The sequence below is a fragment of the Burkholderia sp. AU4i genome (genome assembly GCF_000466765.1).
Taxonomy (GTDB): domain Bacteria; phylum Pseudomonadota; class Gammaproteobacteria; order Burkholderiales; family Burkholderiaceae; genus Burkholderia; species Burkholderia cepacia.
Window position 1 is genome coordinate 43,096 of record NZ_ASSI01000037.1, and the last position, 23,033, is coordinate 66,128.

The following is a 23,033-nucleotide window of genomic DNA, read 5'->3' on the forward strand; positions in this document are numbered from 1 at the left end:
GAATTCGGAGTGGGTGCGGCAACGCAAACGGGGGAAGGGCAAGGGGGCGCGGCCTGGCCAGGCCGCGCCGCGGCGCTTACACGCCCTGTTTGAGGCTCGCGCTGATGAAGTCGTCGAGGTCGCCGTCGAGGACGGCTCTCGTGTTGCTCATTTCGACGTTCGTGCGCAGGTCCTTCACGCGGCTCTGGTCGAGCACGTACGAGCGGATCTGATGGCCCCAGCCCACATCGGTCTTGCTCGATTCGAGCTTGTCCTGTTCGGCCTGGCGCTTGCGCATCTCGACTTCGTACAGGCGCGACTTCAGCATTGCCATCGCTTCGGCGCGGTTGCGGTGCTGCGAGCGGTCGTTCTGGCACTGCACGACGATACCGGTCGGCATGTGCGTGATCCGCACCGCGGAGTCGGTCTTGTTGATGTGCTGGCCGCCCGCGCCCGATGCGCGGTACGTGTCGATGCGCAGGTCGGCCGGGTTGATCTCGACTTCGATCGAGTCGTCGATTTCCGGATAGACGAACACCGACGAGAACGACGTGTGGCGGCCGCCCGACGAGTCGAACGGCGACTTGCGCACGAGGCGGTGGATGCCCGTTTCCGTGCGCAGGAAGCCGTATGCGTATTCGCCCGAGACCTTGACCGTCGCGTTCTTGATGCCGGCGACGTCGCCGTCGGACTCTTCGAGCACTTCGGCCTTGAAGCCCTTGCGCTCGCAGTAGCGCAGGTACTGGCGCAGCAGCATCGATGCCCAGTCGCACGCCTCGGTACCGCCGGCGCCGGCCTGGATGTCGATGAAGCAGTTGTTCGGGTCGGCCGGGTTCGAGAACATCCGGCGGAACTCGATGTCGCCGACGCGCGCCTCGAGCTTCGCGGCGTCTTCTTCCGACGCGACGAGGGTGTCTTCGTCGCCTTCCTCGCGGGCCAGCTCGAACAGGTCGAGCGCGTCGCGCAGGTCGCCATCAAGCGCGGTGAGCGTCGTGACGACGCCTTCGAGCAGCTTCTTCTCGCGACCGAGCGCCTGGGCGTTCTTCGAATCGTTCCAGACGTTCGGGTCTTCGAGTTCCTTGTTGACTTCGGTCAGACGCGCAGCTTTGGCGTCGTAGTCAAAGATACCCCCGGAGCTCGCCCGCGCGATTGCGCAGGTCGAGCAGGGAGCTTTCGATCGCGTTGAGACGTTCCGCTTCCATGATCGCTCGCTATTCTTGCTTCGTAAAAAAGCGGAATTATAGCCGATCGGCAGGGTTGCCCGGTGACGCAAACGGTGCTCGCACGCGCACCGCGGCCCTGTCCGGCGCGGCGCGCATGCATCGGCGGGCGCCGCGGGCCGGGCGGCCCGCGCTCAGCCGGCCGCGTGTTCGACGATCAGCTGGACGCGCGTGACGCCGTTCCACGTGTCGGCGACGAGCCGGTACGCGACCAGCGCGCTTTCCGGCAGGGGCTCCGTGTGGTTGAACCAGATCGCGTTGAAGCGTTGGCGGCCACGTGCAAGCTGCAGTTTCAGGTGCTTTTCCTTCACGAGCGACTGGGACACGACGTCGAATTCGCCCGAGAAAAGCGGGGCCGGAAAACCTTGCCCCCAGACGGCCTCGTCGAGCAGCCCGACGAACTGCGGCGTGAAGTAGGCGTCCTCGAGTTCGCCGTCGGTCTCGATCACGCGGGCGAGCGCGTCGTCGGACAGCCATTCGCGCGCGACCGCCTCGAACGCGGCGGCGAAGCGCGGCACGTTCTCGGTGTCGAGCGTGAGGCCGGCCGCCATCGCGTGGCCGCCGAACGCGACGATCAGGTCCGGTTCGCGTTTCGACACGAGGTCGAGCGCGTCGCGCAGGTGGAAACCCGGGATCGACCGCCCCGAACCCTTGACCCGCTTGCCTTCGTCGTCCGCGTGCGCAAACGTGAACGACGGGCGGTGGAATTTTTCCTTGAGCCGGCCGGCGACGATGCCGATCACCCCCTGGTGCCACTCGGGGTTGAAGAGGGTGATCGTGCACGCGTCGGCCGGGTCGACGTCGGCGAGATCGGCGAGCGCCTGCTGCTGCATGCCGGCCTCGATCTCGCGACGCTCGCGGTTCATCACGTCGAGCTGCTGCGCCAGGTCCCATGCACGGCCGATGTCGTCGGTGATCAGGCACTCGATGCCGAGCGACATGTCGGAGAGCCGCCCGGCGGCGTTCAGGCGCGGGCCGAGGCCGAAACCGAGGTCGAAGCCCGATGCCGTGCGCGCCTCGCGCGCGGCGGCGCGGAACAGCGCGGCGACGCCCGGTTGCATGCGGCCGTTGCGGATGCGCTGCAGCCCCTGCGCGACGAGCACGCGGTTGTTGCCGTCGAGCCGCACGACGTCGGCGACGGTGCCGAGCGCGACGAGGTCGAGCAGGCCGTCGAGGCGCGGCTCGGCTTCCTTGCTCGCAAAGGCGCCGCGGCGGCGCAGCTCGGCGCGCAGCGCGAGCAGCACGTAGAACATCACGCCGACGCCGGCGAGGTGCTTGCTCGGGAACGCGCAGCCCGGCTGGTTCGGGTTGACGATCGCGCGTGCGGCGGGCAGTGCGTCGCCGGGCAGGTGGTGATCGGTCACGAGCACGTCGATGCCGCGTGCGTTCGCGGCCTCGACGCCCGCGACGCTCGCGATCCCGTTGTCGACGGTGATCAGCAGGTCGGGCTTGCGCGCGGCGGCGAGTTCGACGATCTCGGGCGTGAGGCCGTAGCCGTATTCGAAGCGGTTCGGCACCAGGTAGTCGATCTGCGCGCCGAACATCCGCAGGCCGCGCACCGCGACCGCGCAAGCGGTCGCGCCGTCGCAGTCGTAGTCGGCGACGACGAGCAGGCGCCGCTTGTCGGCGATCGCGTCGGCGAGCAGCGACGCCGCGTCGGCGCAGCCTTTCAGCTCGGTGGGCGGGACGAGCCGCGCCAGCGCGGTCTCGATGTCGGCGGGGGACTGCACGCCGCGCGACGCGTACAGGCGCGCGAGCACGGGATGCAGGCCGTGGCGCGCGAGCGCTTCGGCGTCGGCGGGCGCGACGGGGCGGGTAACGATCCGGGTCATACGGGGTGTGCTTGTTGTTATTCGAACAGGGAGGCCAGCGCGCGGCGGCGCCAGAACTTGCGCAGGTCTGAGCGCGTCGCACGCAGCGTCACGGAACTCGTGTCGCCGCACAGCGTGAAATCGACGCCCGCCAGTTCGCCGTTCCGCAGCGCGGCGAGGGCCGGCGCGAACCAGTCGCGCTCGAGCGCGGCGAGTCCGTCGTGCCAGCGCGCCCAGTCCTGCTCGATGAACGGGGTGGTCAGCGCCGGCAGTTCGACGAGCGTCGCGCCGTCGGCAGCGGGCAGTGCGCCGAATGCGGCGGGCACGCCCGAGGCGTCGATCCGCGCGGCACGCGCAAGGCCGAGCGCCGCGGGCGATGCGGACAGCACGCGCGCGAACGGCTGGCCGACCGGTTTCAGCGTGCCCTGCGCATGGAACCAGATCGAGTTGACGGCCGGCAGCCCACGCGCTTCGCGCGCTTCGTTGACCGGGTGCTGGAACCAGGCCATCTGCACTTCGTTCTGCAGCTTCATCCACATCCGCGAGCGTTCGCCCGTATGCGCCTCGTGCGGCAGCCAGATTTCGATGTTGCGGCCGCTCGCGCGCAGCGGCGCGGCGCCGGCGAGCCGGGCGAGCTGCTCGCTCGACAGGTACCAGCGTGACGGGTTCGGCGCTTCGAGCCGTACGCCGAGCTCCTCGATCAGCGGCCGGGCGACCGCGAGCAGCGCGGCCGCGTCGCCGTCGTCGAGCGCAAGGGCCGCCGGATCGACGAGCACCAGGTGATCGTGCGCGATTTCGACGTGCACGGGCTCGACGCAGGCCCAGGCCCGGGCACCCGGATCGCCGCCGTCCGCCAGCAGCATGTAGGGCGCGAGCGGCGCCTCGTCGGCGGCGTTGCCCTGGGTCGCGCCGAACTGGCGGGCCAGCCAGCGCTCGTGCGGCAGCGTGCGCTGGAAGTCCTCGCCAGCCACGCGCTCGACGAGGCTCGCGCGGGCGAGCAACTTTTCGAGCGCGGGGCTGTCCAGCGTGTGCAGGGACGAGGCCGCATCGGCCGCCGACGGCAGCGCGAACGGAACGAGAAAATGGAGGCGTCGGTCGTGCATGATGGTGCGCATTGTATGGCAAACTGCGCGCGTGATCGGGCCGGCTGACGGCCCGTTCGCGTCCGGCGGCCGTTTTTCGACCGTGCCCGGGCCGGTGCCCGCCACCGGGCGGCGGTCCGCCGCGGGGCGCCTCCCCGCCGTAACCAGCAGAAAGGATTCGCTTGAAACTTCCGTACGAATGGCAGATCGGCTGGCGCTACACGCGCGCCGGCAAACGCACGACCGGTAACGGCTTCATTTCCTTCATCGCGCTCGTGTCGATGCTCGGGATCGCGCTCGGTGTCGCGGCGCTGATCGTCGTGCTGTCGGTGATGAACGGCTTCCAGAAGGAAGTGCGCGACCGCATGCTGTCGGTGCTCGCGCACGTCGAGGTGTTCTCGCCGACGGGCTCGATGCCCGACTGGCAGCTGACCGCGCAGGAAGCGCGCCGCAATCCGTCGGTGATCGGCGCGGCGCCGTACGTCGACGCGCAGGCGCTGCTCACTCGCCAGGACGCGGTGAGCGGCGTGATGCTGCGCGGTGTCGAGCCGACGCTCGAGCCGCAGGTGTCGGACATCGGCAAGGACATGAAGGCCGGCCAGCTCGCCGCGCTCGTGCCGGGCCAGTTCGGCATCGTGCTCGGCGATGCGCTTGCCGGCAACCTCGGCGTGACGGTCGGCGACAAGGTGACGCTCGTCGCGCCGGAGGGTTCGATCACGCCGGCCGGCATGATGCCGCGGCTGAAGCAGTTCACGGTCGTCGGCGTGTTCGAGTCCGGGCACTACGAATACGACAGCACGCTCGCGATGATCAACATCCGCGATGCCGAGGCACTGTTCCGGATGGCCGCGCCGACCGGTGTGCGGCTGCGGCTGAAGGACATGCAGAAGGCGCCGGACGTGGCGGTCGAACTGTCGCATACGCTGTCGGGCAGCCTGTACATCCGCGACTGGACCCAGCAGAACAAGACGTGGTTCTCGGCCGTGCAGATCGAGAAGCGGATGATGTTCATCATCCTCACGCTGATCATCGCGGTGGCCGCGTTCAACCTCGTGTCGTCGCTCGTGATGACGGTGACCAACAAGCAGGCCGACATCGCGATCCTGCGCACGCTCGGCGCGCAGCCGGGGTCGATCATGAAGATCTTCGTCGTGCAGGGCGTGACGATCGGCTTCGTCGGCACGGCGTCGGGCGTCGCGCTCGGCTGCCTGATCGCATGGAGCATCCCGTGGCTGATCCCGATGATCGAGCACCTGTTCGGTGTGCAGTTCCTGCCGCCGTCCGTGTACTTCATCAGCGAGCTGCCGTCCGAACTCGTCGCGAGCGACGTGATCCGGATCGGGCTGATCGCGTTCGCGCTGTCGGCTGTCGCGACGCTCTATCCGAGCTGGCGCGGCGCGAAGGTGAAGCCGGCGGAGGCCCTTCGCTATGAATGATCGCGCGACCGCATTCGCGGATTCACGACAACACAACAGACAGGATTCGGCAGGTATGCAGGAATACGTGCTTCAGGCGCGCGGGATCACGAAGGCGTTCGTGCAGGGCGGCTTCAACGTGCAGGTGCTCGACAATACCGAGCTGACGGTGCGGCGCGGCGAGAAGCTTGCGGTCGTCGGCGCGTCGGGCTCCGGCAAGAGCACGCTGCTGCACGTGCTGGGCGGGCTCGACGAGCCGAGCGCGGGCGAGGTGTCGCTGCTCGGCAAGCCGTTCACGCAACTCGCCGAGCGCGAGCGCAACGAATTGCGCAACCGTGCGCTCGGTTTCGTCTACCAGTTCCATCACCTGCTGCCCGAGTTCACCGCGCTCGACAACGTCGCGATGCCGCTGCGCATCCGCCGGATGACGACCGAGGCCGCGCGTGCCGAGGCCCAGGCGATGCTCGAGCGCGTCGGTCTCGGGCCGAGGGCGAAGCATCGGCCGGGCGAGCTGTCGGGTGGTGAGCGGCAGCGCGTCGCGATCGCGCGCGCGCTGGTCACGAAGCCCGCGTGCGTGCTCGCCGACGAGCCGACCGGCAACCTCGACGGCACGACGGCCGATACGGTGTTCAACCTGATGCTCGAATTGTCGGAAACGCTCGAAACGAGCTTCGTGATCGTCACGCACGATCCCGATCTCGCCGCGCGCTGCGACCGCATCATGCGGCTGCGCGACGGCGTGCTGCACGAGGAGCCGGCGTTGCCGGTGTAAGTGATCGCCGCTGGCCGGTGCCGGGTTCGTCCCGGCGCGGCGCCAGCGTGCTGGAACATCGCCATGTGGATCGATACGCACTGCCATCTCGATGCCGCCGAGTTCGACGCCGACCGCGATGCGGTCGTACAGGCGGCGCACGCGGCCGGCGTGTCGCGCATCGTGATCCCGAGCGTCGGGCGCGACAACTTCACGACGGTGCGCGAGCTTGCGCAACGCACGCCGGGCGCGGTCTACGCGCTCGGTATCCATCCGATGTACACGCCGCGCGCACGCGACGAGGATCTCGACCTGTTGCGCATGGAAATCGAGGCGAGCCTCGACGATCCGCGCTTCGTCGCGATCGGCGAGATCGGACTCGACTATTTCGTGCCGGGGCTCGACGACGCGCGGCAGCAGTTCTTCTACCAGGGGCAGCTGAAGCTGGCGCGCGAATTCGACCTGCCCGTGCTGTGTCACGTGCGCAAGTCGCAGGACCGCGTACTGGCCGGGCTGCGCCGCTTCGGCGTGCGGCGCGGCATCGCGCATGCGTTCAACGGCAGTTTTCAGCAGGCCGAAGCGTATCTCGCGCATGGGCTGCATCTCGGCTTCGGCGGCAACGTGACGTTCACGCGGGCGCTGCAGATCCGCCGGCTCGCGGCGCAGTTGCCGCTCGATGCGATCGTCGTCGAGACGGACTCGCCCGACATCGCGCCCGAATGGGCATACAAATCCCGCAACACGCCCGACCAGGTGCCGCGCATCGGCGACGTGCTCGCCGAACTGCGCGGGATCGACACCGGCGCGCTCTCCCTATGCACTTCGGCTAACGCGCTCGCCGCGCTGCCGCGACTCGCCCTTTCGTCCGCATAATCGTTGCCGGAAGGCGCCGTATTCGCAATGGCGGCGCCGGATCGACGAGGAGGGGCGATGCGCGTGTGGTGGATCGCGTTCGCGCTCGGCGTGGTCGTACTGCAGCGGCAGGCGACGCTGCCGGGTGCGTTCGCATGGACGATCGGTGCGGCCGTGCTCGCGGGCTGCGTGATCCTGGGCGCATGGTGCGTGCGCCGCCGGCGTATGCGCATGACCGTCGCGCTCGGATGGATGCTTTGCGTGCTCGCGGCCTGCGTCGCCGGATTCGGCTACGCGGCCGCACGGGCCGAATGGCGGCTGGGCGACAGCCTGCCCGTCGAGTGGGAAGGGCGCGACATCGTCGTCACCGGTGTGATCCGGGGGCTGCCCGTGGTCGACGACACGGGTGCGCGGCTGCTGTTCGCGGTCGAGTCGAACGATGCGGGGCTGGCCCGTTTCCCGCCGTTGATCCGTCTGTCGTGGCGCGCGTATGACGCGGCCGCGACGCGCGACGCGCTGCCCGATCTGCGCGCCGCGCAGCGCTGGCGTTTCGTCGTGCGCCTGAAGCGCCCGCATGCGGAATCCAATCCCGGCGTGCGCGACAGCGAGGCGGCCTGGCTTGCCGCGGGCATTCGCGCCGTCGGTTACGTCAGCGCGCCCCGGCGGGCGGTATTACTCGATGCGCGCGCGTCGGGATGGCGTGCATCGATCGATCGGCTGCGCGACGTGCTGCGCTCGCGTATCGGCGAGACGCTTGGCGGCGACGCCGGCCATCGCGGCATCGTCGCCGCGCTCGCGATCGGCGACCAGTCGGGCATCGGCGACGACGACTGGCGCGTGCTGCGCAACACGGGCACGAGCCACCTCGTCGCGATCTCCGGCCTGCATGTCGGGCTCGTCGGCGCGATCGCGGGCGGGCTCGTGTCGATGGTCTGGCGCCGTCTGCGGTGGCGCGCGCGGGCCGCGCCGCTCGTGTTGCCGGCGCCGTACGCGGCCGCGCTCGCCGCGCTGACGGCCGCGGCCGGTTATGCGGCGCTCGCCGGCTTCAACGTGCCGGCGCAGCGCGCGTGGTGGATGATCGCGGGCGGCGGCATCGCGTATCTGGCCGGACGCAGCGTACCGACGTCGGCGGTGCTGTGCGCGGCGCTCGGCGGCGTCCTGCTCGCCGATCCGTGGGCGGTGCTGTCGGCCGGGTTCTGGTTGTCGTTCGGTGCGGTTGCCGTGATCCTGCTGGCGGTTGCCGGCCGGCGCGCCGCGCGCGAAACCGATGCGGAAGGCGATGACGGTGACGAAGGCGACGGCCCGGCGGGCTTGTCCAGCCGGTTGCGCGCGTGGGGTGCACGCGCCGGGCGCCGCATCGCCGAGGCCACGCGCGTGCAGTACGCGGTGACGATCGGCCTCGCGCCGCTGACGGCCGCCTGGTTTGCGCAGATATCGCTGTCGGGCCCGTTCGGCAATGCGTTCGCGATTCCCTGGGTCAGCTCGGTCGTGACGCCGGTCGTGCTGGCCGGCATCGCGCTGCCGGCGCCGTTCGACGCCTATGCGTTCCGGCTTGCGCACGCGGCGCTCGAACCGATGATGACGTTATTGGGATACCTCGCCGACTGGCCGGCCGGCGTGTTCTGGTTGCGCATACCCGACTGGCCGGTGCTGGCGCTGGCCTGCGTGGGCGTCGCATGGGCGCTGATGCCGCGCGGCTGGCCGCTGCGCTGGGCTGCGCCGCTCACGTGGCTGCCGCTCGTCGCGCCGGCAGCCGATGCGCCGCCGCCGGGCGGCTTCCGGCTGACCGTGCTCGACGTCGGGCAGGGCGCGTCGGTGCTGGTGGAGACCGCCCGACGAACCTTGCTGTTCGACGCGGGACCGGGCGAGGAGTCGACGCATGCCGGTGCGCGGATCGTCGCGCCGGCATTGCGCTCGCGAGGCATCGCGGTGGTCGATTCGCTCGTGCTCAGTCACGCGCACGCCGATCACGCGGGCGGCGCACCGGCCGTCTATGCGGCTGCCGACGTGCGCCAGCTGCTGGCGGGCATTCCGCCGACGAGCGGGCTGTGGCGCGATGCGATGGCCGCCGGCGTTGCCGACCGGCTGCCGTGCGCGGCCGGGCAGCGCTGGACCTGGGACGGCGTGGTGTTCACGATGCTCTGGCCATCGGGCGGTCCGGGCGCGGGTTCGTCGAACGGGCAGTCCTGCGTGCTGCGTATCGACGCGGGCGGGACGTCCGCGCTGCTGACGGGCGACATCGAAGCGCCCGTCGAACGCCAACTCGTGGGCACTGCGCGCGACACGCTGGCCGCGCAGATCCTGGTCGTTCCGCACCACGGCAGCCGCACGTCGTCGGTCGAGCCTTTCCTCGATTCGGTCGGGCCGCGCGTCGCGGTATTTCCTGTAGGCTATCGCAATCGTTTCGGGCATCCGCACCGGGCGGTTCTCGCACGTTACGAGGCGCGCGGGATTCCGCTGCCGCGCACCGATCGCGACGGCGCCGTGCGGTTCGACGTCGCGCCGGCCGACGGCGGGTTTGCCTTCGAGCGTCATCGCGACGTCCGGCGGCGATACTGGATGGATCGGTGATCGCGGCAAGGGCCGCGTCAATTCCGGTCGACAAGGGAGACATCGGCGTTTGAAGGACATCCTCCATTTCTCGCATGCGAACGGCTTTCCGGCGTCGACGTACCGCACGATCTTCGCCGAACTGGCCGACGACTACGAGCTGCGCTACATCGAACGGATCGGCCACGACCGACGCTACCCGGTGACGCGCGACTGGCCGCATCTCGTCGAGCAACTGCTCGACGACATCGGCAGCCGCTACGAGCGTCCCGTCTGGCTCGTCGGCCATTCGCTCGGCGGCTACCTGTCGCTGATGGCTGCGCTGAAGAAGCCTCAATGGGTGCGCGGCGTCGTGATGATCGATTCGCCGATCATCGCGGGCTGGCGCGCCGGCGCATTGCGTGCGAGCCAGTGGGCGGGGCTCGACGAGCGGCTGTCGCCGGCCGCCGCGACGCGTAACCGGCGCACGCGCTGGACGAGCCGCGACGAAGTGTGGCGGCACTTCCGCGAGAAGCCCGCGTTCGCGCGCTGGGACGAGCGGATGCTCGCCGACTATATCGACTACGGGATCCCGCAGGCCGGGGCCGACGGCGAGCGGGCGCTCGCGTTCGACCGGCAGGTCGAATACCTGATCTACCGGACGCTGCCGCACACGCTCGGCCCGAGGCTCGCGCACGGCGCGCCGGTGCCGCTCGGTTTTCTCGCCGGCACGCGTTCGCGCGAGGTGCGCCAGGTCGGGCTCGATGCGACGCGCCGAGCGGCGCGCGGCCGCGTCGAATGGCTGGAAGGCAGCCACCTGTTCCCGATGGAGCGGCCGCTCGAGACGGCCCGCGCATTGCAGCGGATGCTGAATTCGCTGAAGGCGGCCGAGGGCGACGTGTCGCAGGGCAGCGCCCCGCTCGCGAAGCGCGCCTGACCCCGGGCCCGGTGACCGGGCCGCGCCGCCGGTGCGTGCGGCTGCGCCGGCCGGCGGTGGGGGCTTCGCCCCGGCGCCCACGGCTGGTGCGGGACGGCGCGAAAGGGCGCGATCATCGAGTCAATTGCTGAGAGAAGGGCGGGCTTTACGGTATAATCCGTTTTTCCCGCGAGCATTCAGCGATGACCAAATATGTTTTCGTCACCGGCGGCGTAGTTTCTTCCCTCGGCAAGGGTATTGCCGCCGCCTCCCTCGCCGCGATCCTAGAATCGCGCGGTCTGAAAGTCACCCTCCTCAAACTCGATCCCTACATCAACGTCGACCCCGGCACGATGAGCCCGTTCCAGCACGGCGAAGTGTTCGTGACGGAAGACGGAGCGGAGACCGACCTCGACCTCGGCCACTATGAGCGCTTCATCAGCACGAAGATGCGCAAGGCCAACAACTTCACGACCGGCCAGATCTACGAATCGGTGATCCGCAAGGAACGCCGCGGCGACTATCTCGGCAAGACCGTGCAGGTGATTCCGCACATCACGAACGAAATCCAGGCGTTCATCGAGCGCGGGGCGGCATCGGCCACCTGCGGCGAGCCGGATGTCGCGATCGTCGAGATCGGCGGCACGGTCGGCGATATCGAATCGCTGCCGTTCCTTGAAGCCGCGCGCCAGATGAGCCTGCGCCTCGGCCGCAACAGCGCGTGCTTCGTGCACCTGACGCTGGTGCCGTACGTCGCGACCGCCGGCGAGCTGAAGACGAAGCCGACCCAGCACAGCGTGCAGAAGCTGCGTGAGATCGGCATCCTGCCGCACGTGCTGCTGTGCCGTGCGGACCGCCGCATTCCGGACGACGAATCGAAGAAGATCTCGATGTTCTCGAACGTGCCGGAAGACGCCGTGATCTCGGTGTGGGACGCCGACAGCATCTACAAGATTCCGCAGATGCTGCACGACCAGGGCCTCGACCGGATCATCTGCGAGGAACTGAAGCTGTCGCCGAAGGACGCCGACCTGAGCATGTGGTCGGAGCTCGTCGAGAAGCTCGAGAACCCGAAGCACGAAGTGACGATCGGCATGGTCGGCAAGTACGTCGACCTGACCGAGTCGTACAAGTCGCTGATCGAGGCGCTGCGCCACGCATCGCTGCATACGTCGACCAAGGTCAACATCGAATACATCGACTCGGAAGAGATCGAGTCGAACGGTGTCGACAGCCTGAAGCACCTCGACGCCGTGCTGGTGCCGGGCGGTTTCGGCCGTCGCGGCACGGAAGGCAAGATCGCGGCGATCCGCTATGCGCGTGAAGCCAAGGTGCCGTATCTCGGCATCTGCCTCGGCATGCAGCTCGCGGTGATCGAATTCGCACGCGACGTCGTCGGCCTGAAGCAGGCGAACAGCACGGAATTCGAGCCGGACACGCCGGAACGCGTGGTCGCGCTGATCACCGAGTGGTATGACCGCGACGGCAAGGTCGAGACGCGCACCGAGGAATCCGACCTCGGCGGCACGATGCGCCTCGGTTCGCAGCGCTGCCCGATCAAGCCGGGCACGATGGCCGAAGAAATCTATGGCAAGGACGTGAACGAACGCCATCGCCACCGTTATGAAGTCAATAACCGCTTCGTGCCCCAGCTCGAAGCCGGCGGCCTTATCATCAGCGCCCGTACCCCGAGCGAGGATCTGCCGGAAATGATGGAGCTGCCGCGTTCGATGCACCCGTGGTTCGTCGGCGTCCAGTTCCACCCGGAATTCACGTCCACGCCGCGTGACGGTCACCCCCTCTTCAAGTCGTTCGTCGAAGCCGCGCTCGCCAACAAGCAAGCGCGCGGAGTGCAAGCATGAAGCTGTGCGATTTCGAGGTCGGTCTCGACAAGCCTTTCTTCCTGATCGCGGGTACCTGCGTCGTCGAGTCGGAGCAAATGACGATCGACACGGCAGGCCGCCTGAAGGAAATCTGCGCGAAGCTGAACGTTCCGTTCATCTACAAGTCGTCCTACGACAAGGCGAACCGCAGCTCGGGCAAGTCGTTTCGTGGCCTCGGAATGGACGAGGGCCTGCGGATCCTGTCCGAGGTGAAGCGCCAGCTCGGCCTGCCGGTGCTGACCGACGTGCATTCGATCGACGAGATCGAGCAGGTCGCGTCGGTCGTCGACGTGCTGCAGACGCCCGCGTTCCTGTGCCGCCAGACCGATTTCATCCAGGCGTGCGCGCGCTCGGGCAAGCCCGTCAACATCAAGAAGGGCCAGTTCCTCGCGCCGCACGACATGAAGAACGTGATCGACAAGGCGCGCGACGCCGCACGTGAAGCGGGGCTGTCGGAAGACCGCTTCATGGCGTGCGAGCGCGGTGTCTCGTTCGGCTACAACAATCTCGTGTCGGACATGCGTTCGCTCGCGATCATGCGCGAGACGAGCGCCCCGGTCGTGTTCGACGCGACCCACTCGGTGCAGTTGCCGGGCGGGCAGGGCACGAGCTCGGGCGGCCAGCGCGAATTCGTGCCGGTGCTTGCCCGTGCGGCAGTCGCGACGGGCGTCGCGGGCCTCTTCATGGAAACGCACCCGAATCCGGCCGAGGCAAAATCGGACGGCCCGAACGCGGTACCGCTGAACCGGATGAGCGCGCTGCTGGAGACCCTCGTCACGCTCGACCAGGCGGTGAAGCGCCATCCGTTCCTGGAAAACGATTTCAATTAAAGATCGAATGAACCTTGCGACGGTTTCGCGCGTCAGTAGCGAAAGCGGTTCAGGCGCGTGCGCCGTCGCAGTTTGAAGAATCCATCGTCATTCTCAGAGGAAACCCATGAGTGCAATCGTAGATATCATCGGCCGCGAGATTCTGGATTCGCGCGGCAACCCCACCGTCGAATGCGACGTGCTGCTCGAATCGGGCACGATGGGCCGCGCGGCCGTGCCGTCGGGCGCGTCCACCGGCTCGCGTGAAGCGATCGAACTGCGCGACGGCGAAGCCGGCCGCTACAACGGCAAGGGCGTGCTGAAGGCGGTCGAGCACATCAACACCGAAATCTCCGAAGCCATCATGGGCCTCGACGCGTCGGAACAGGCGTTCCTCGACAAGACGCTGCTCGAGCTGGACGGCACCGACAACAAGTCGCGCCTCGGCGCGAACGCGATGCTGGCCGTGTCGATGGCCGTCGCGAAGGCAGCGGCTGAAGAGGCCGGCCTGCCGCTGTACCGCTATTTCGGCGGTTCGGGCGCGATGCAGCTGCCGGTGCCGATGATGAACATCGTCAACGGCGGCGCGCATGCGAACAATAGCCTCGACATCCAGGAATTCATGATCGTCCCGGTGAGCCAGCCGACGTTCCGTGAAGCCCTGCGTTGCGGCGCGGAAGTGTTCCACGCACTGAAGAAGATCCTGAGCGACCGCGGCATGAGCACGGCAGTCGGCGACGAAGGCGGCTTCGCGCCGAACTTCGGCAGCAACGACGAGTGCCTGTCGACGATCCTGCAGGCGATCGAGAAGGCCGGCTACCGCGCGGGCGAAGACGTGCTGCTCGCGCTCGACTGCGCTGCATCCGAGTTCTATCACGACGGCAAGTACCAGCTCGCGGGCGAAGGCCTGCAACTGTCGTCGGCCGAATTCACCGACTACCTCGCGACGCTCGCCGACAAGTTCCCGATCGTGTCGATCGAGGACGGCATGCACGAAAGCGACTGGGAAGGCTGGAAGCTGCTGACCGACCGCCTCGGCAAGAAGGTGCAGCTGGTCGGCGACGACCTGTTCGTCACGAACACGCGCATCCTGAAGGAAGGCATCGAGAAGGGCATCGCGAACTCGATTCTCATCAAGATCAACCAGATCGGTACGCTGACCGAAACGTTCGCGGCCATCGAAATGGCGAAGCGCGCAGGCTACACGGCCGTGATCTCGCACCGCTCGGGCGAAACGGAAGATTCGACGATCGCGGATATCGCGGTCGGCCTGAACGCCGGTCAGATCAAGACGGGTTCGCTGTCGCGCAGCGACCGTATCTCGAAGTACAACCAGCTGCTGCGCATCGAGGAAGATCTCGGCGACATCGCGAGCTACCCGGGTAAATCGGCTTTCTATAACCTGCGCTAACGCGCTACTATCGGGTTCGTCATCTCGACGCCGCTCTGTGCCTGTGCGCGGAGCGGCGCTTCTTATATCTGCGTCTCTTACATGCGGCTTGTCACTGTCGTCCTGATTGCCTTGCTGGCGCTCATTCAGTACCCCCTATGGTGGGGACACGGCGGCTGGCTGCGGGTGCATGAATTGCGTCAGCAGCTCGACGACCAGCTCCAGAAGAATGCGGACGAGAAGCTGCGCAACGAGCGCACTGCCGGCGAAGTGCAGGATCTGCAGAGCGGCACCGCGGCCATCGAGGAGCGCGCGCGCTACGAGATGGGCATGGTGAAGGACGGCGAGGTATTCGTGCAGTTCGTGTCGCCGAATGCACCGGCCGCGCCGCTGAACAACATGCCGTCGAATACGTCGACCCGCGGCGCCGTGTCCGCGGCGCCGGTGCGCGTCGTGCCGAATCCGCAGTCGATCGCGAAGCCGTCGCGGCATCATGGCGGCGACAAGGGCAAGGCCGCGCATCACTGACCACGATCGTTCGAACCCATTGAAAAAGCGCGGGAAATACCGCGCTTTTTTATTTCCTGCTGGTAGTCAATCGGCTGGGCGACGGATGCTCACCACCACCATCCCGGGTAGCCGTAGCTGATACCCGTGCCCCAGCGATTGCCCCATCCGCCGTAATACCCGCCGTAGACGGTCACGGGCGGCGGCGAGTAATAGGCCCACGCGCGCGCGGCTGCCTCGGCTGCCATCGCGCTGTTCTGTTCGCGCAGCACCTGCTGGTCGATCTCGTCATAACGCTTGCGTTCGGCGCTCGACAGCGCATGCGGCTGGCCGCCCGACGCGCCGGGTTCGGGCAGGCGGCTCAGGATCGTGGAGGTCGGCGGCGGCATCGCGCAGCCAGCAAGCGCGAGCGTGCAGGCGGCAACGCTCGTCAGGACGACGGTACGAAACGGGAGACGAAACGGGAGACGAAGCGGGCGATTCATGTGTTTCTCCTGCAGCGCGCCGACGACGGGAAGCGGCTTGCGCCGAAGTGCGCGACTTCGGCGCGCGAGCCTTGCGTGCGACGCTCGTGCGTCATTATGCGCCCGTGCCCGGACGGCGGGCACCGGGGCGCCGCTCAGTGACGCTGTTCGGTCGCGGGTGTGATGCCCGTTTCGACGCCGGGTGCCGCGAACAGTTGCGCGACGTCGACCGGATCGAATTCATAGCGCTGATTGCAGAACTCGCAATGGATCTCGACGTGGCCACGCTCGACGATCACGCTGTCGACTTCTTCGCGGCCGAGCATGCGCAGCATCGCACCGACCTTCTCGCGCGAGCACGAGCACTGGAAGCGCGTGCCGGCCGGCTCGAAGTGCTGCACGTTTTCCTGCCAGAACAGCCGGCGGAACACGACTTCCGGTTCGACTTCGAGCAGTTCCTTGGCGGACAGCGTGCCGCCGAGCGTGCAGACGCGTTCCCACGTATCGGTATCGGTTTCGGCGTTGCGCGGCACGATGCCGCCGTCGCCCGGCAGCTTCTGCAGCAGCATGCCGACCGCGCGGTCGCGATCGGCCGCGAGCCACATCCGCGTGTCGAGCTGCTCCGAGTGATGCATGTAGTGCTCGAGCACCTGCGACACGGATTCGAGCGGGCCGTCGACGCCGTTCAGCGGCACGATGCCCTGGTACGGCTGCTGGCCCGGCAGCTTGTCGGCCGGGTCGAGCGTGATCACGCAACGGCCGTGACCGCTCGCATTGACGAGCGATGCGAAGCTCGTGTCGTCGCCGATCGTCTGGGCGGCGTCGCCGGCGAACTTCGCGGTGGCCCGCATTGACAGATCCGAACTGCACTGGACGACCAGCATCTGGACCGGCCCGTCGCCGAAGATCTGCATGATCAGGGTGCCGTTGAATTTCAGGTTCGCGGACAGCAGCGCGCATGCGGCCATCATCTCGCCGAGCACCGTGCGCACAGGGGCCGGGTAGTCGCGGCGGGAGAGCACTTCCTGCCACGTATTGCGCAGCGAAACGATCTCGCCGCGCACGGGCGCCGCATTGAACATGAATTTCTGTAACTGGTCGCTCACTCTTCTTCCTTGAAATCCGTGCGAATCATCCGATTCGCACGAGTTGCTCCTTGAAATGCGCACGCCGCTCGACGTACGTCTTCGCGTTCGTGCGCAACCGCGCGATGTCTTCCGCCGTCAGCTCGCGCACGACTTTCGCCGGTGCGCCGAGAATCAGCGAATTGTCCGGGAACGTCTTGCCTTCCGTCACGACCGCGCCGGCACCAACCAGACAGTTGCGGCCGATCACCGCTCCATTCAAGACCACCGCCTGAATCCCGACCAGCGACCCTTCGCCGATCGTGCAGCCGTGCAGCATGGCCTGGTGCCCGATCGTCACGTTTTCGGCAATCGTCAGCGGAAAGCCCGGATCCGTATGCAGTACCGCGCCTTCCTGGACGTTGCTGCCCGCGCCGACGGTAATCGTCTCGTTGTCGCCGCGAATCGTCGCACCGAACCAGACGCTCGCGTTCTCCTCGAGCACGACCTTGCCGATGATGGCCGCCGTATCGGCGACGAATACGCTTTCGTGGATCGTCGGGGCCGTATCGCCCAGCTTGTAGATCGTCACGGAGTCTCCTTGTCTCTTCGATGATGGGCGCCGGTAGAATGGCGCGTCCGGTTTGCCCGGCGCGTTCGCATTGCGCCGCGGAACAATCGCCTATTGTAAACCGTCGCGTGCGTGCGCTCCCGCGATGCGCGCGCAGGGTGTCCCCGTTTATGAGCATGGAGTCTTCTTCTTTCGGCGAGGCGCGTGCCTGCGTGCGCCGCGCCGCGCTTGTCGCACTGCGTGACGCAGAACCCGCGGCCAAGGCCGCACAGGTGCGTTCGCTCCACGATGCGCTGCTGGCCGGGCGGGCGACGATCGCGCCATCGCTCGAATTGCCCGAGCCGGCCGACCTGCCGGGGCGCCCGGCGCGCCCGCCGCTCGTCGAGCCGCGCCAGCTCGAGCGACGCAGCATGCGTTCGCCCGAAGGGCGCGCCGTGCTGCTGCACGCGCTCGCCCATATCGAGTTCAACGCGATCAACCTGGCGCTCGACGCCGTCTGGCGCTTCGCGGGCCTGCCGAACGCGTTCTACTCGGACTGGCTGAAGGTGGCGGCCGAGGAGGCGTACCACTTCACGCTGCTGTCCGAGCGCCTGGCGGCATTCGGGCATGCGTACGGCGATTTTCCCGCGCACAACGGCCTGTGGGAGATGTGCGAGCGAACCAAGGGCGACGTGCTGGCGCGCATGGCGCTCGTGCCGCGTACGCTCGAGGCCCGCGGGCTCGACGCATCGCCACCGATCCGCGCGCGGCTCGTACAGGCGGGCGACGAGGCGTCGGCCGCGATCCTCGACGTGATCCTGCGTGACGAAATCGGCCATGTCGCGATCGGCAACCGCTGGTTCCGGCATCTGTGCGACGAAGCCGGCCGCGATCCCGTGCCGACCTACCGGCAGCTCGCCGAGCAATATCATGCCCCGCGGCTGCGTGGCCCGTTCAATTTCGACGCACGCCGCGATGCCGGATTCGAGCAGGCCGAACTCGACGAACTGGCCGCGCAGGACGGGGCGGACGGGGTGGACGGAAGCGCGCCGCGCTGACCCGCTCGGGTTCGGCTGCGTTTCGACCACCGCCGGCTGTTCAGGGCACCCGGCAGATGGCGCACCCCGGTGGCTCGTGCGCGCCGGCACCGCTAGAGCGGCGCCTCGACTGCCGGACGCCGGAAAGAAAGCGCCGCCGCTATAATCGAACGACCATTCTTTTTTTTGAGCGGCTGCGATGAGTGCCTCGAGTTCTGTTTCCGATTTCGTCATGGTGCGCGGCGTCCAGCTGCATGTCCGGCGCTGGGGCCGGCCCGATGCGCCGACGCTGTTCATGCTGCATGGCTGGATGGACGTCGCGGCGTCGTTCCAGTTCGTCGTCGACGCGCTCGCGGGCGACTGGCAGGTGATCGCGCCCGATGCGCGCGGCTTCGGGCTGTCAGACTGGCCGGTCGCGCGGCAGGGTGGCGGCCACTACTGGTTCCACGAATACCTGGGCGACCTCGATGCGCTCGTCGACCACTATGCGCCGGCCGGCGAAGTCAACCTGGTCGGGCACAGCATGGGCGCGAACGTCGTGTGCCTGTATGCCGGCGCACGGCCGGAGCGCGTGCGGCGCGTGGTCGATCTCGAGGGTTTCGGGCTCGCGCCCGCGCGGGCCGAGCAGGCGCCGCGCCGGCTGCGCGGCTGGCTCGACGAGTTGCGCGAACCGCCCGCGCTGCGCCCTTATGCGTCACTCGACGACGTGGCGGCGCGCCTGATCAAGACCAATCCGCGGCTCGCCCCGCGCCGTGCCGCGTTCCTCGCCGAGCACTGGTCGAAGCGCGGCGACGACGGCCTCTACCACCTGCTGGCCGACCCCGCTCACAAGATGCCGGGTCCGCTGCTGTACCGGCTCGACGAAGTGATGGCTACCTGGGCGCAGGTGCGTGCGAAGGTGCTGCATGTCGAGGCCGTCAACTCGCCGACGCTCGCACACATCGCCGGCGACATCCCGCTGCCGGAATTCAAGGCGCGCTTCGACGCGTTTCCCGACTGGCGCGAGAAGCTCGTCGAGGATGCCGGCCACATGGTGCATCACGACCAGCCCGAGCAGATCGCGGCGCTGATCGAGGCGTTCTGCGCGTAAGCCGTGCAGCGGCAGCGGCAGCGGCAGCGGCAGCGGCGGGGCAGGCGGGCGGCGCAATTGCCGCGTTGCAGTAGAATGAAGCCTTACCTGCCATGCCGACAATGAACGCCGATCTCCACTGCCATTCCAATGTTTCCGACGGGTTGCTGTCGCCTGCCGACGTCGCGCGCCGCGCCCATGCGGGCGGCGTGACCCTGTGGGCGCTGACCGACCACGATGAAATCGGCGGCCAGGCGGCGGCGCGCAGCGAGGCGGAAGCGCTCGGCATGCGCTACCTGAGCGGCGTCGAGATTTCGGTCACGTGGGCGTCGCGCACCGTGCACATCGTCGGCCTGAACATCGATCCCGCGAACCCGGCGCTGGTCGACGGCCTGTACCGCACGCGCCACGGCCGCGCGGCGCGCGCAGTGGCGATCGGCGAGCAGCTCGCCACGCTCGGCATTCCCGGCGCGTACGAAGGCGCGCTGAAGTACGTCTCGAATCCGGACCTGATCTCGCGCACGCATTTCGCACGCTTTCTCGTCGAGAACGGCCACGCCGAATCGACGTCCGACGTGTTCGACCGGCTGCTCGGCGACGGCAAGCCCGGTTTCGTCCCGCATCGCTGGGCATCGCTGTCCGACGCGGTCGGCTGGATCCGTACGGCGGGCGGCGAGGCCGTGGTCGCGCATCCGGGCCGCTACCGCTACACGCCGGTCGAATTCGACGCATTCTTCGGTGAATTCATCGATCTGGGCGGCCGTGCGATCGAAGTCATCACGGGCAGTCATACGCCCGACCAGTACCGCGAATACGCGGATGTTGCGCGCCGCTTCGGCTTCGAAGTGTCGCGCGGCTCGGATTTCCACGCGCCGGGCGAGGGCCGCGTCGAGCTCGGCAGCCTGCCGCCGTTGCCGTCCGATCTCACGCCGGTCTGGGAACGCTGGCTCTGACGCCGGGCGGCTGACCGCCGCCCGTGCCGCCATCATGCGTTGCCGATTCTTCCCTCTTTACGTACCCCCATGTCCCAGTTCTTCAGGATTCATCCGGATAATCCGCAGCCGCGCCTGATCAAGCAGGCCGTGGAGATCGTCAGCAAGGGCGGCGTGATCGCGATGCCGACCGATTCGAGCTATGCGCTCGCGTGCCATCTCGACGACAAGGACGCGGTCGAGCGGGTGCGCCGGATTCGCGGCCTCGACGAGAAGCAGCACCTGTCGCTGCTCGTGCGCGACCTGTCGGAGCTCGCCAACTTCGCGATGGTCGACAACCGCCAGTACCGCCAGATCAAGTCGGTGACGCCCGGCCCGTACGTGTTCATCCTGCAGGCGACCAAGGAAGTGCCGCGCCGGCTGTCGCATCCGTCGCGCAAGACGATCGGGTTGCGCGTGCCCGATCACGCGATCACGCTCGCGTTGCTGGAGTCGCTCGGCCAGCCGCTGCTCGGCACGACGCTGATCCTGCCGCCGGACGACGAGCCGCTCAACGATCCCGAAGACATTCGCGCGCGGCTCGAGAAACAGGTCGATCTCGTGATCGACGGTGGCGCGTGCCCGCGCGAGCCGTCGACGGTGATCGACCTCACCGGCGACGAGCCCGAGCTCGTGCGTGCGGGGCGCGGCGCGCTCGAGCCGTTCGGCCTCTCGGCGCCGTAAGCGCGCCGTTCCATTTTTTGCGCGAGTGCGCTTGTTACAATAACGCGATATGGATGCTTCCCTGATACAGACCATCGCCGTCTACGCGCTGCCCGTGATCTTCGCGATCACGCTGCACGAGGCCGCGCACGGCTACGCCGCCCGCCTGCTCGGCGACAACACCGCCTACATGATGGGGCGCGTATCGTTCAACCCGATGCGCCACATCGATCCGCTCGGCACGATCGCGATCCCGCTCGCGATGTATTTCCTGACGGGCGGCGCGTTCCTGTTCGGCTATGCGAAGCCGGTGCCGGTATCGTTCGGCAACCTGCGCGATCCGCGCTGGGGCAGCCTGTGGGTATCGCTCGCGGGGCCGGCCTGCAACTTCGTGCAGGCGCTGATCTGGGGCGTGCTGACGCTCGTGCTGCCGGCCGTCGGCATCGACGAGCCGTTCTTCACGCGGATGGCGTTTGCCGGCGTCAGCGCGAACCTCGTGCTGGGCGTGCTGAACCTGTTTCCGCTGCCGCCGCTCGACGGCGGCCGCATCCTGGCGGCGCTGCTGCCCACGAAACAATCGATCGCGCTGTCGCGCATCGAGCCGTACGGTTTCATCATCGTCCTCGTGCTGGTCGCGACGGGCGTGCTGACGAACTTCTGGCTGCGCCCGCTCGTCAACGTCGGCTACGCCGTCCTGAGCGCCATCCTGTCTCCATTCGCCTCGCTTTTCTAACGACAACCATGTTCCCTGAACGTATTTTCTCCGGCATGCGACCCACCGGGTCGCTGCACCTCGGTCATTACCACGGCGTGCTGAAAAACTGGGTGAAGCTGCAGTCCGAGTACCCGTGCTTCTTCTGCGTCGTCGACTGGCATGCGCTGACGACGCACTACGAGACTCCCGAGGTCATCGAGAAGAACGTGTGGGACGTGCTGATCGACTGGCTGGCGTCCGGCATCGATCCGGCCCAGGCGACGCTGTTCATCCAGAGCAAGGTGCCCGAACATGCCGAACTCGCGCTGCTGCTCGGCATGAGCACGCCGCTCGGCTGGCTCGAACGCGTGCCGACCTACAAGGAGCAGATGGAGAAGCTGAAGGACAAGGACCTGTCGACCTACGGTTTCCTCGGCTACCCGGTGCTGATGGCGGCCGACATCCTGCTGTATCGCGGCTCGCTCGTGCCGGTCGGTGAAGACCAGGTGCCGCACGTCGAGATGACGCGCGAGATCGCGCGCCGCTTCAACTATCTGTACGGCCGCGAGCCGGGCTTCGAGGAGAAGGCGCTCGATGCCGCGAAGAAACTCGGCGGAAAGCGCGCGAAGCTCTATCACGAGCTGCGCAATGCATACCAGCAGGAGGGCGACGACGAGGCGCTCGAACAGGCGCGCGCGATGCTGCAGGAATCGCAGAGTCTGTCGATGAGCGATCGCGAGCGCCTGTTCGGCTATCTCGAAGGCGCGCGCAAGATCATCCTCGTCGAGCCGCAGGCGCTCCTCACCGAAGCATCGCGGATGCCGGGTCTCGACGGGCAGAAGATGTCCAAGTCGTACGGCAACACGATCGGCCTGCGTGAAGACGCCGAGACGATCACGAAGAAGGTCCGCACGATGCCGACCGATCCCGCGCGCGTGCGCCGCACCGATCCGGGCGATCCCGACAAGTGCCCGGTGTGGCAGCTGCACCAGGTCTATACGGACGAAGCGACGCACGACTGGGTGCAGAAGGGCTGTCGTTCGGCGGGCATCGGCTGCCTCGATTGCAAGCAGCCGGTCGTCGAAGGCATCCTGCGCGAGCAGCAGCCGATGCTCGAGCGTGCGCAGAAGTACATGGACGATCCGTCGCTGCTGCGCGCGATCGTCGCGGACGGTTGCGACAAGGCACGCAAGTACGCGACGGAAACGATGCGCGACGTGCGCGACGCGATGGGCCTGTCGTACAACTGATCGACCGCATGAGCGCATCCGTCATCGCCGCCGCGGGCGGCCACGTCGCCCAGGCCGAACCGTCGCGCTGGGTCGCGCAATGGTCGCGGCTCGTGCCGGCAGGCGGCGCGGTGCTGGATGTCGCCGC

The 23,033-nt window shown here is 67.8% G+C and carries 21 protein-coding genes and 1 pseudogene; 16 read left to right on the top strand and 6 right to left on the bottom strand.

The genetic code is table 11. The features are described from left to right. Positions 1-76: 76 nt before the first annotated feature. The 3 genes from prfB to L810_RS07150 form a co-directional block, all read right to left on the bottom strand. Positions 77-1,181 (bottom strand): peptide chain release factor 2 gene (gene prfB, locus L810_RS44790; RefSeq protein WP_111941483.1). Its coding sequence is split into 2 segments (ribosomal slippage): positions 77-1,099 and positions 1,101-1,181, totalling 1,104 coding nucleotides; the frame shifts between segments, so codons are not numbered across the junction. Between the two features lie 152 nt (positions 1,182-1,333). After that, positions 1,334-3,031 carry a single-stranded-DNA-specific exonuclease RecJ gene (gene recJ / locus L810_RS07145; RefSeq protein WP_021157680.1) on the bottom strand — a complete coding sequence of 566 codons (1,698 nt, stop codon included), beginning with the start codon at positions 3,029-3,031 and terminating at the stop codon, positions 1,334-1,336. 17 nt (positions 3,032-3,048) lie between these two features. After that, on the bottom strand, positions 3,049-4,113 hold the full coding sequence (locus L810_RS07150; protein WP_124475798.1) for a regulator: 1,065 nt from the start codon (positions 4,111-4,113) through the stop codon (positions 3,049-3,051). Positions 4,114-4,274: 161 nt separating this feature from the next. On the opposite strand from L810_RS07150, the gene L810_RS07155 reads away from it, so the two are divergent. The 9 genes from L810_RS07155 to ftsB all read left to right on the top strand — a co-directional run bounded on the left by L810_RS07155 (position 4,275) and on the right by ftsB (position 15,165). Then, entirely contained in the window at positions 4,275-5,528 is a 1,254-nt protein-coding gene (locus tag L810_RS07155; RefSeq protein WP_021157682.1) for a lipoprotein-releasing ABC transporter permease subunit, read from the top strand. Continuing rightward, positions 5,521-6,279 (top strand): lipoprotein-releasing ABC transporter ATP-binding protein LolD, encoded by a 759-nt coding sequence (gene lolD, locus L810_RS07160; RefSeq protein WP_021157683.1) that lies wholly within the window; start codon positions 5,521-5,523, stop codon positions 6,277-6,279. Before L810_RS07155 ends, lolD begins: the two co-directional genes overlap by 8 nt. A gap of 63 nt (positions 6,280-6,342) precedes the next feature. Then, entirely contained in the window at positions 6,343-7,131 is a 789-nt protein-coding gene (locus L810_RS07165) for a TatD family hydrolase (RefSeq protein WP_021157684.1), read from the top strand. A 57-nt stretch (positions 7,132-7,188) separates the two neighbouring features. Then, on the top strand, positions 7,189-9,681 hold the full coding sequence (locus L810_RS07170; RefSeq protein WP_021157685.1) for a DNA internalization-related competence protein ComEC/Rec2: 2,493 nt from the start codon (positions 7,189-7,191) through the stop codon (positions 9,679-9,681). A gap of 49 nt (positions 9,682-9,730) precedes the next feature. Next, positions 9,731-10,576 (top strand): alpha/beta fold hydrolase, encoded by an 846-nt coding sequence (locus L810_RS07175; protein ID WP_021157686.1) that lies wholly within the window; start codon positions 9,731-9,733, stop codon positions 10,574-10,576. Between the two features lie 182 nt (positions 10,577-10,758). Further along, positions 10,759-12,417 carry a CTP synthase gene (locus tag L810_RS07180; RefSeq protein ID WP_021157687.1) on the top strand — a complete coding sequence of 553 codons (1,659 nt, stop codon included), beginning with the start codon at positions 10,759-10,761 and terminating at the stop codon, positions 12,415-12,417. After that, entirely contained in the window at positions 12,414-13,268 is an 855-nt protein-coding gene (gene kdsA, locus L810_RS07185; protein ID WP_021157688.1) for a 3-deoxy-8-phosphooctulonate synthase, read from the top strand. Before L810_RS07180 ends, kdsA begins: the two co-directional genes overlap by 4 nt. Positions 13,269-13,374: 106 nt before the next feature. After that, positions 13,375-14,658, top strand: coding sequence for a phosphopyruvate hydratase (eno, locus tag L810_RS07190; protein ID WP_011352544.1), 1,284 nt, complete (start codon positions 13,375-13,377; stop codon positions 14,656-14,658). Positions 14,659-14,739: 81 nt separating this feature from the next. Further along, positions 14,740-15,165, top strand: coding sequence for a cell division protein FtsB (ftsB, locus tag L810_RS07195; protein ID WP_027786978.1), 426 nt, complete (start codon positions 14,740-14,742; stop codon positions 15,163-15,165). A gap of 89 nt (positions 15,166-15,254) precedes the next feature. On the opposite strand, the gene L810_RS07200 is transcribed toward ftsB, so the two are convergent. The 3 genes from L810_RS07200 to L810_RS07210 form a co-directional block, all read right to left on the bottom strand. After that, positions 15,255-15,629: a hypothetical protein gene (locus L810_RS07200; RefSeq protein WP_021157690.1), complete on the bottom strand. Its 375-nt coding sequence runs from the start codon at positions 15,627-15,629 to the stop codon at positions 15,255-15,257. Between the two features lie 134 nt (positions 15,630-15,763). Next, positions 15,764-16,714 (bottom strand): Hsp33 family molecular chaperone HslO, encoded by a 951-nt coding sequence (hslO, locus tag L810_RS07205; protein WP_021157691.1) that lies wholly within the window; start codon positions 16,712-16,714, stop codon positions 15,764-15,766. Between the two features lie 25 nt (positions 16,715-16,739). Next, positions 16,740-17,264, bottom strand: a complete 525-nt coding sequence (locus tag L810_RS07210; protein ID WP_021157692.1) for a gamma carbonic anhydrase family protein — start codon at positions 17,262-17,264, stop codon at positions 16,740-16,742. Positions 17,265-17,413: 149 nt separating this feature from the next. Between L810_RS07210 and L810_RS07215 the strand changes: the two genes are divergently transcribed. The 7 genes and pseudogenes from L810_RS07215 to L810_RS07245 all read left to right on the top strand — a co-directional run. Continuing rightward, the gene (locus tag L810_RS07215; RefSeq protein ID WP_042973637.1) at positions 17,414-18,280 is read left to right on the top strand and encodes a ferritin-like domain-containing protein; all 867 of its coding nucleotides are present in this window, start codon (positions 17,414-17,416) and stop codon (positions 18,278-18,280) included. Positions 18,281-18,458: 178 nt separating this feature from the next. After that, on the top strand, positions 18,459-19,349 hold the full coding sequence (locus L810_RS07220; RefSeq protein ID WP_021157695.1) for an alpha/beta fold hydrolase: 891 nt from the start codon (positions 18,459-18,461) through the stop codon (positions 19,347-19,349). 101 nt (positions 19,350-19,450) lie between these two features. Continuing rightward, a complete protein-coding gene (locus L810_RS07225) occupies positions 19,451-20,281 on the top strand; it encodes a 3',5'-nucleoside bisphosphate phosphatase (RefSeq protein ID WP_042973646.1) in 831 nt (276 codons plus the stop codon). A 69-nt stretch (positions 20,282-20,350) separates the two neighbouring features. Continuing rightward, the gene (locus L810_RS07230) at positions 20,351-20,983 is read left to right on the top strand and encodes an L-threonylcarbamoyladenylate synthase (protein ID WP_021157697.1); all 633 of its coding nucleotides are present in this window, start codon (positions 20,351-20,353) and stop codon (positions 20,981-20,983) included. A gap of 49 nt (positions 20,984-21,032) precedes the next feature. Beyond that, positions 21,033-21,695 (top strand): site-2 protease family protein, encoded by a 663-nt coding sequence (locus L810_RS07235; protein WP_021157698.1) that lies wholly within the window; start codon positions 21,033-21,035, stop codon positions 21,693-21,695. Positions 21,696-21,703: 8 nt separating this feature from the next. Further along, complete coding sequence (locus L810_RS07240; protein WP_011352534.1) at positions 21,704-22,906, top strand: tryptophan--tRNA ligase; 1,203 nt, start codon at positions 21,704-21,706, stop codon at positions 22,904-22,906. A gap of 8 nt (positions 22,907-22,914) precedes the next feature. Further along, positions 22,915-23,033, top strand: a pseudogene (locus L810_RS07245) (SAM-dependent methyltransferase); the annotation flags it as partial.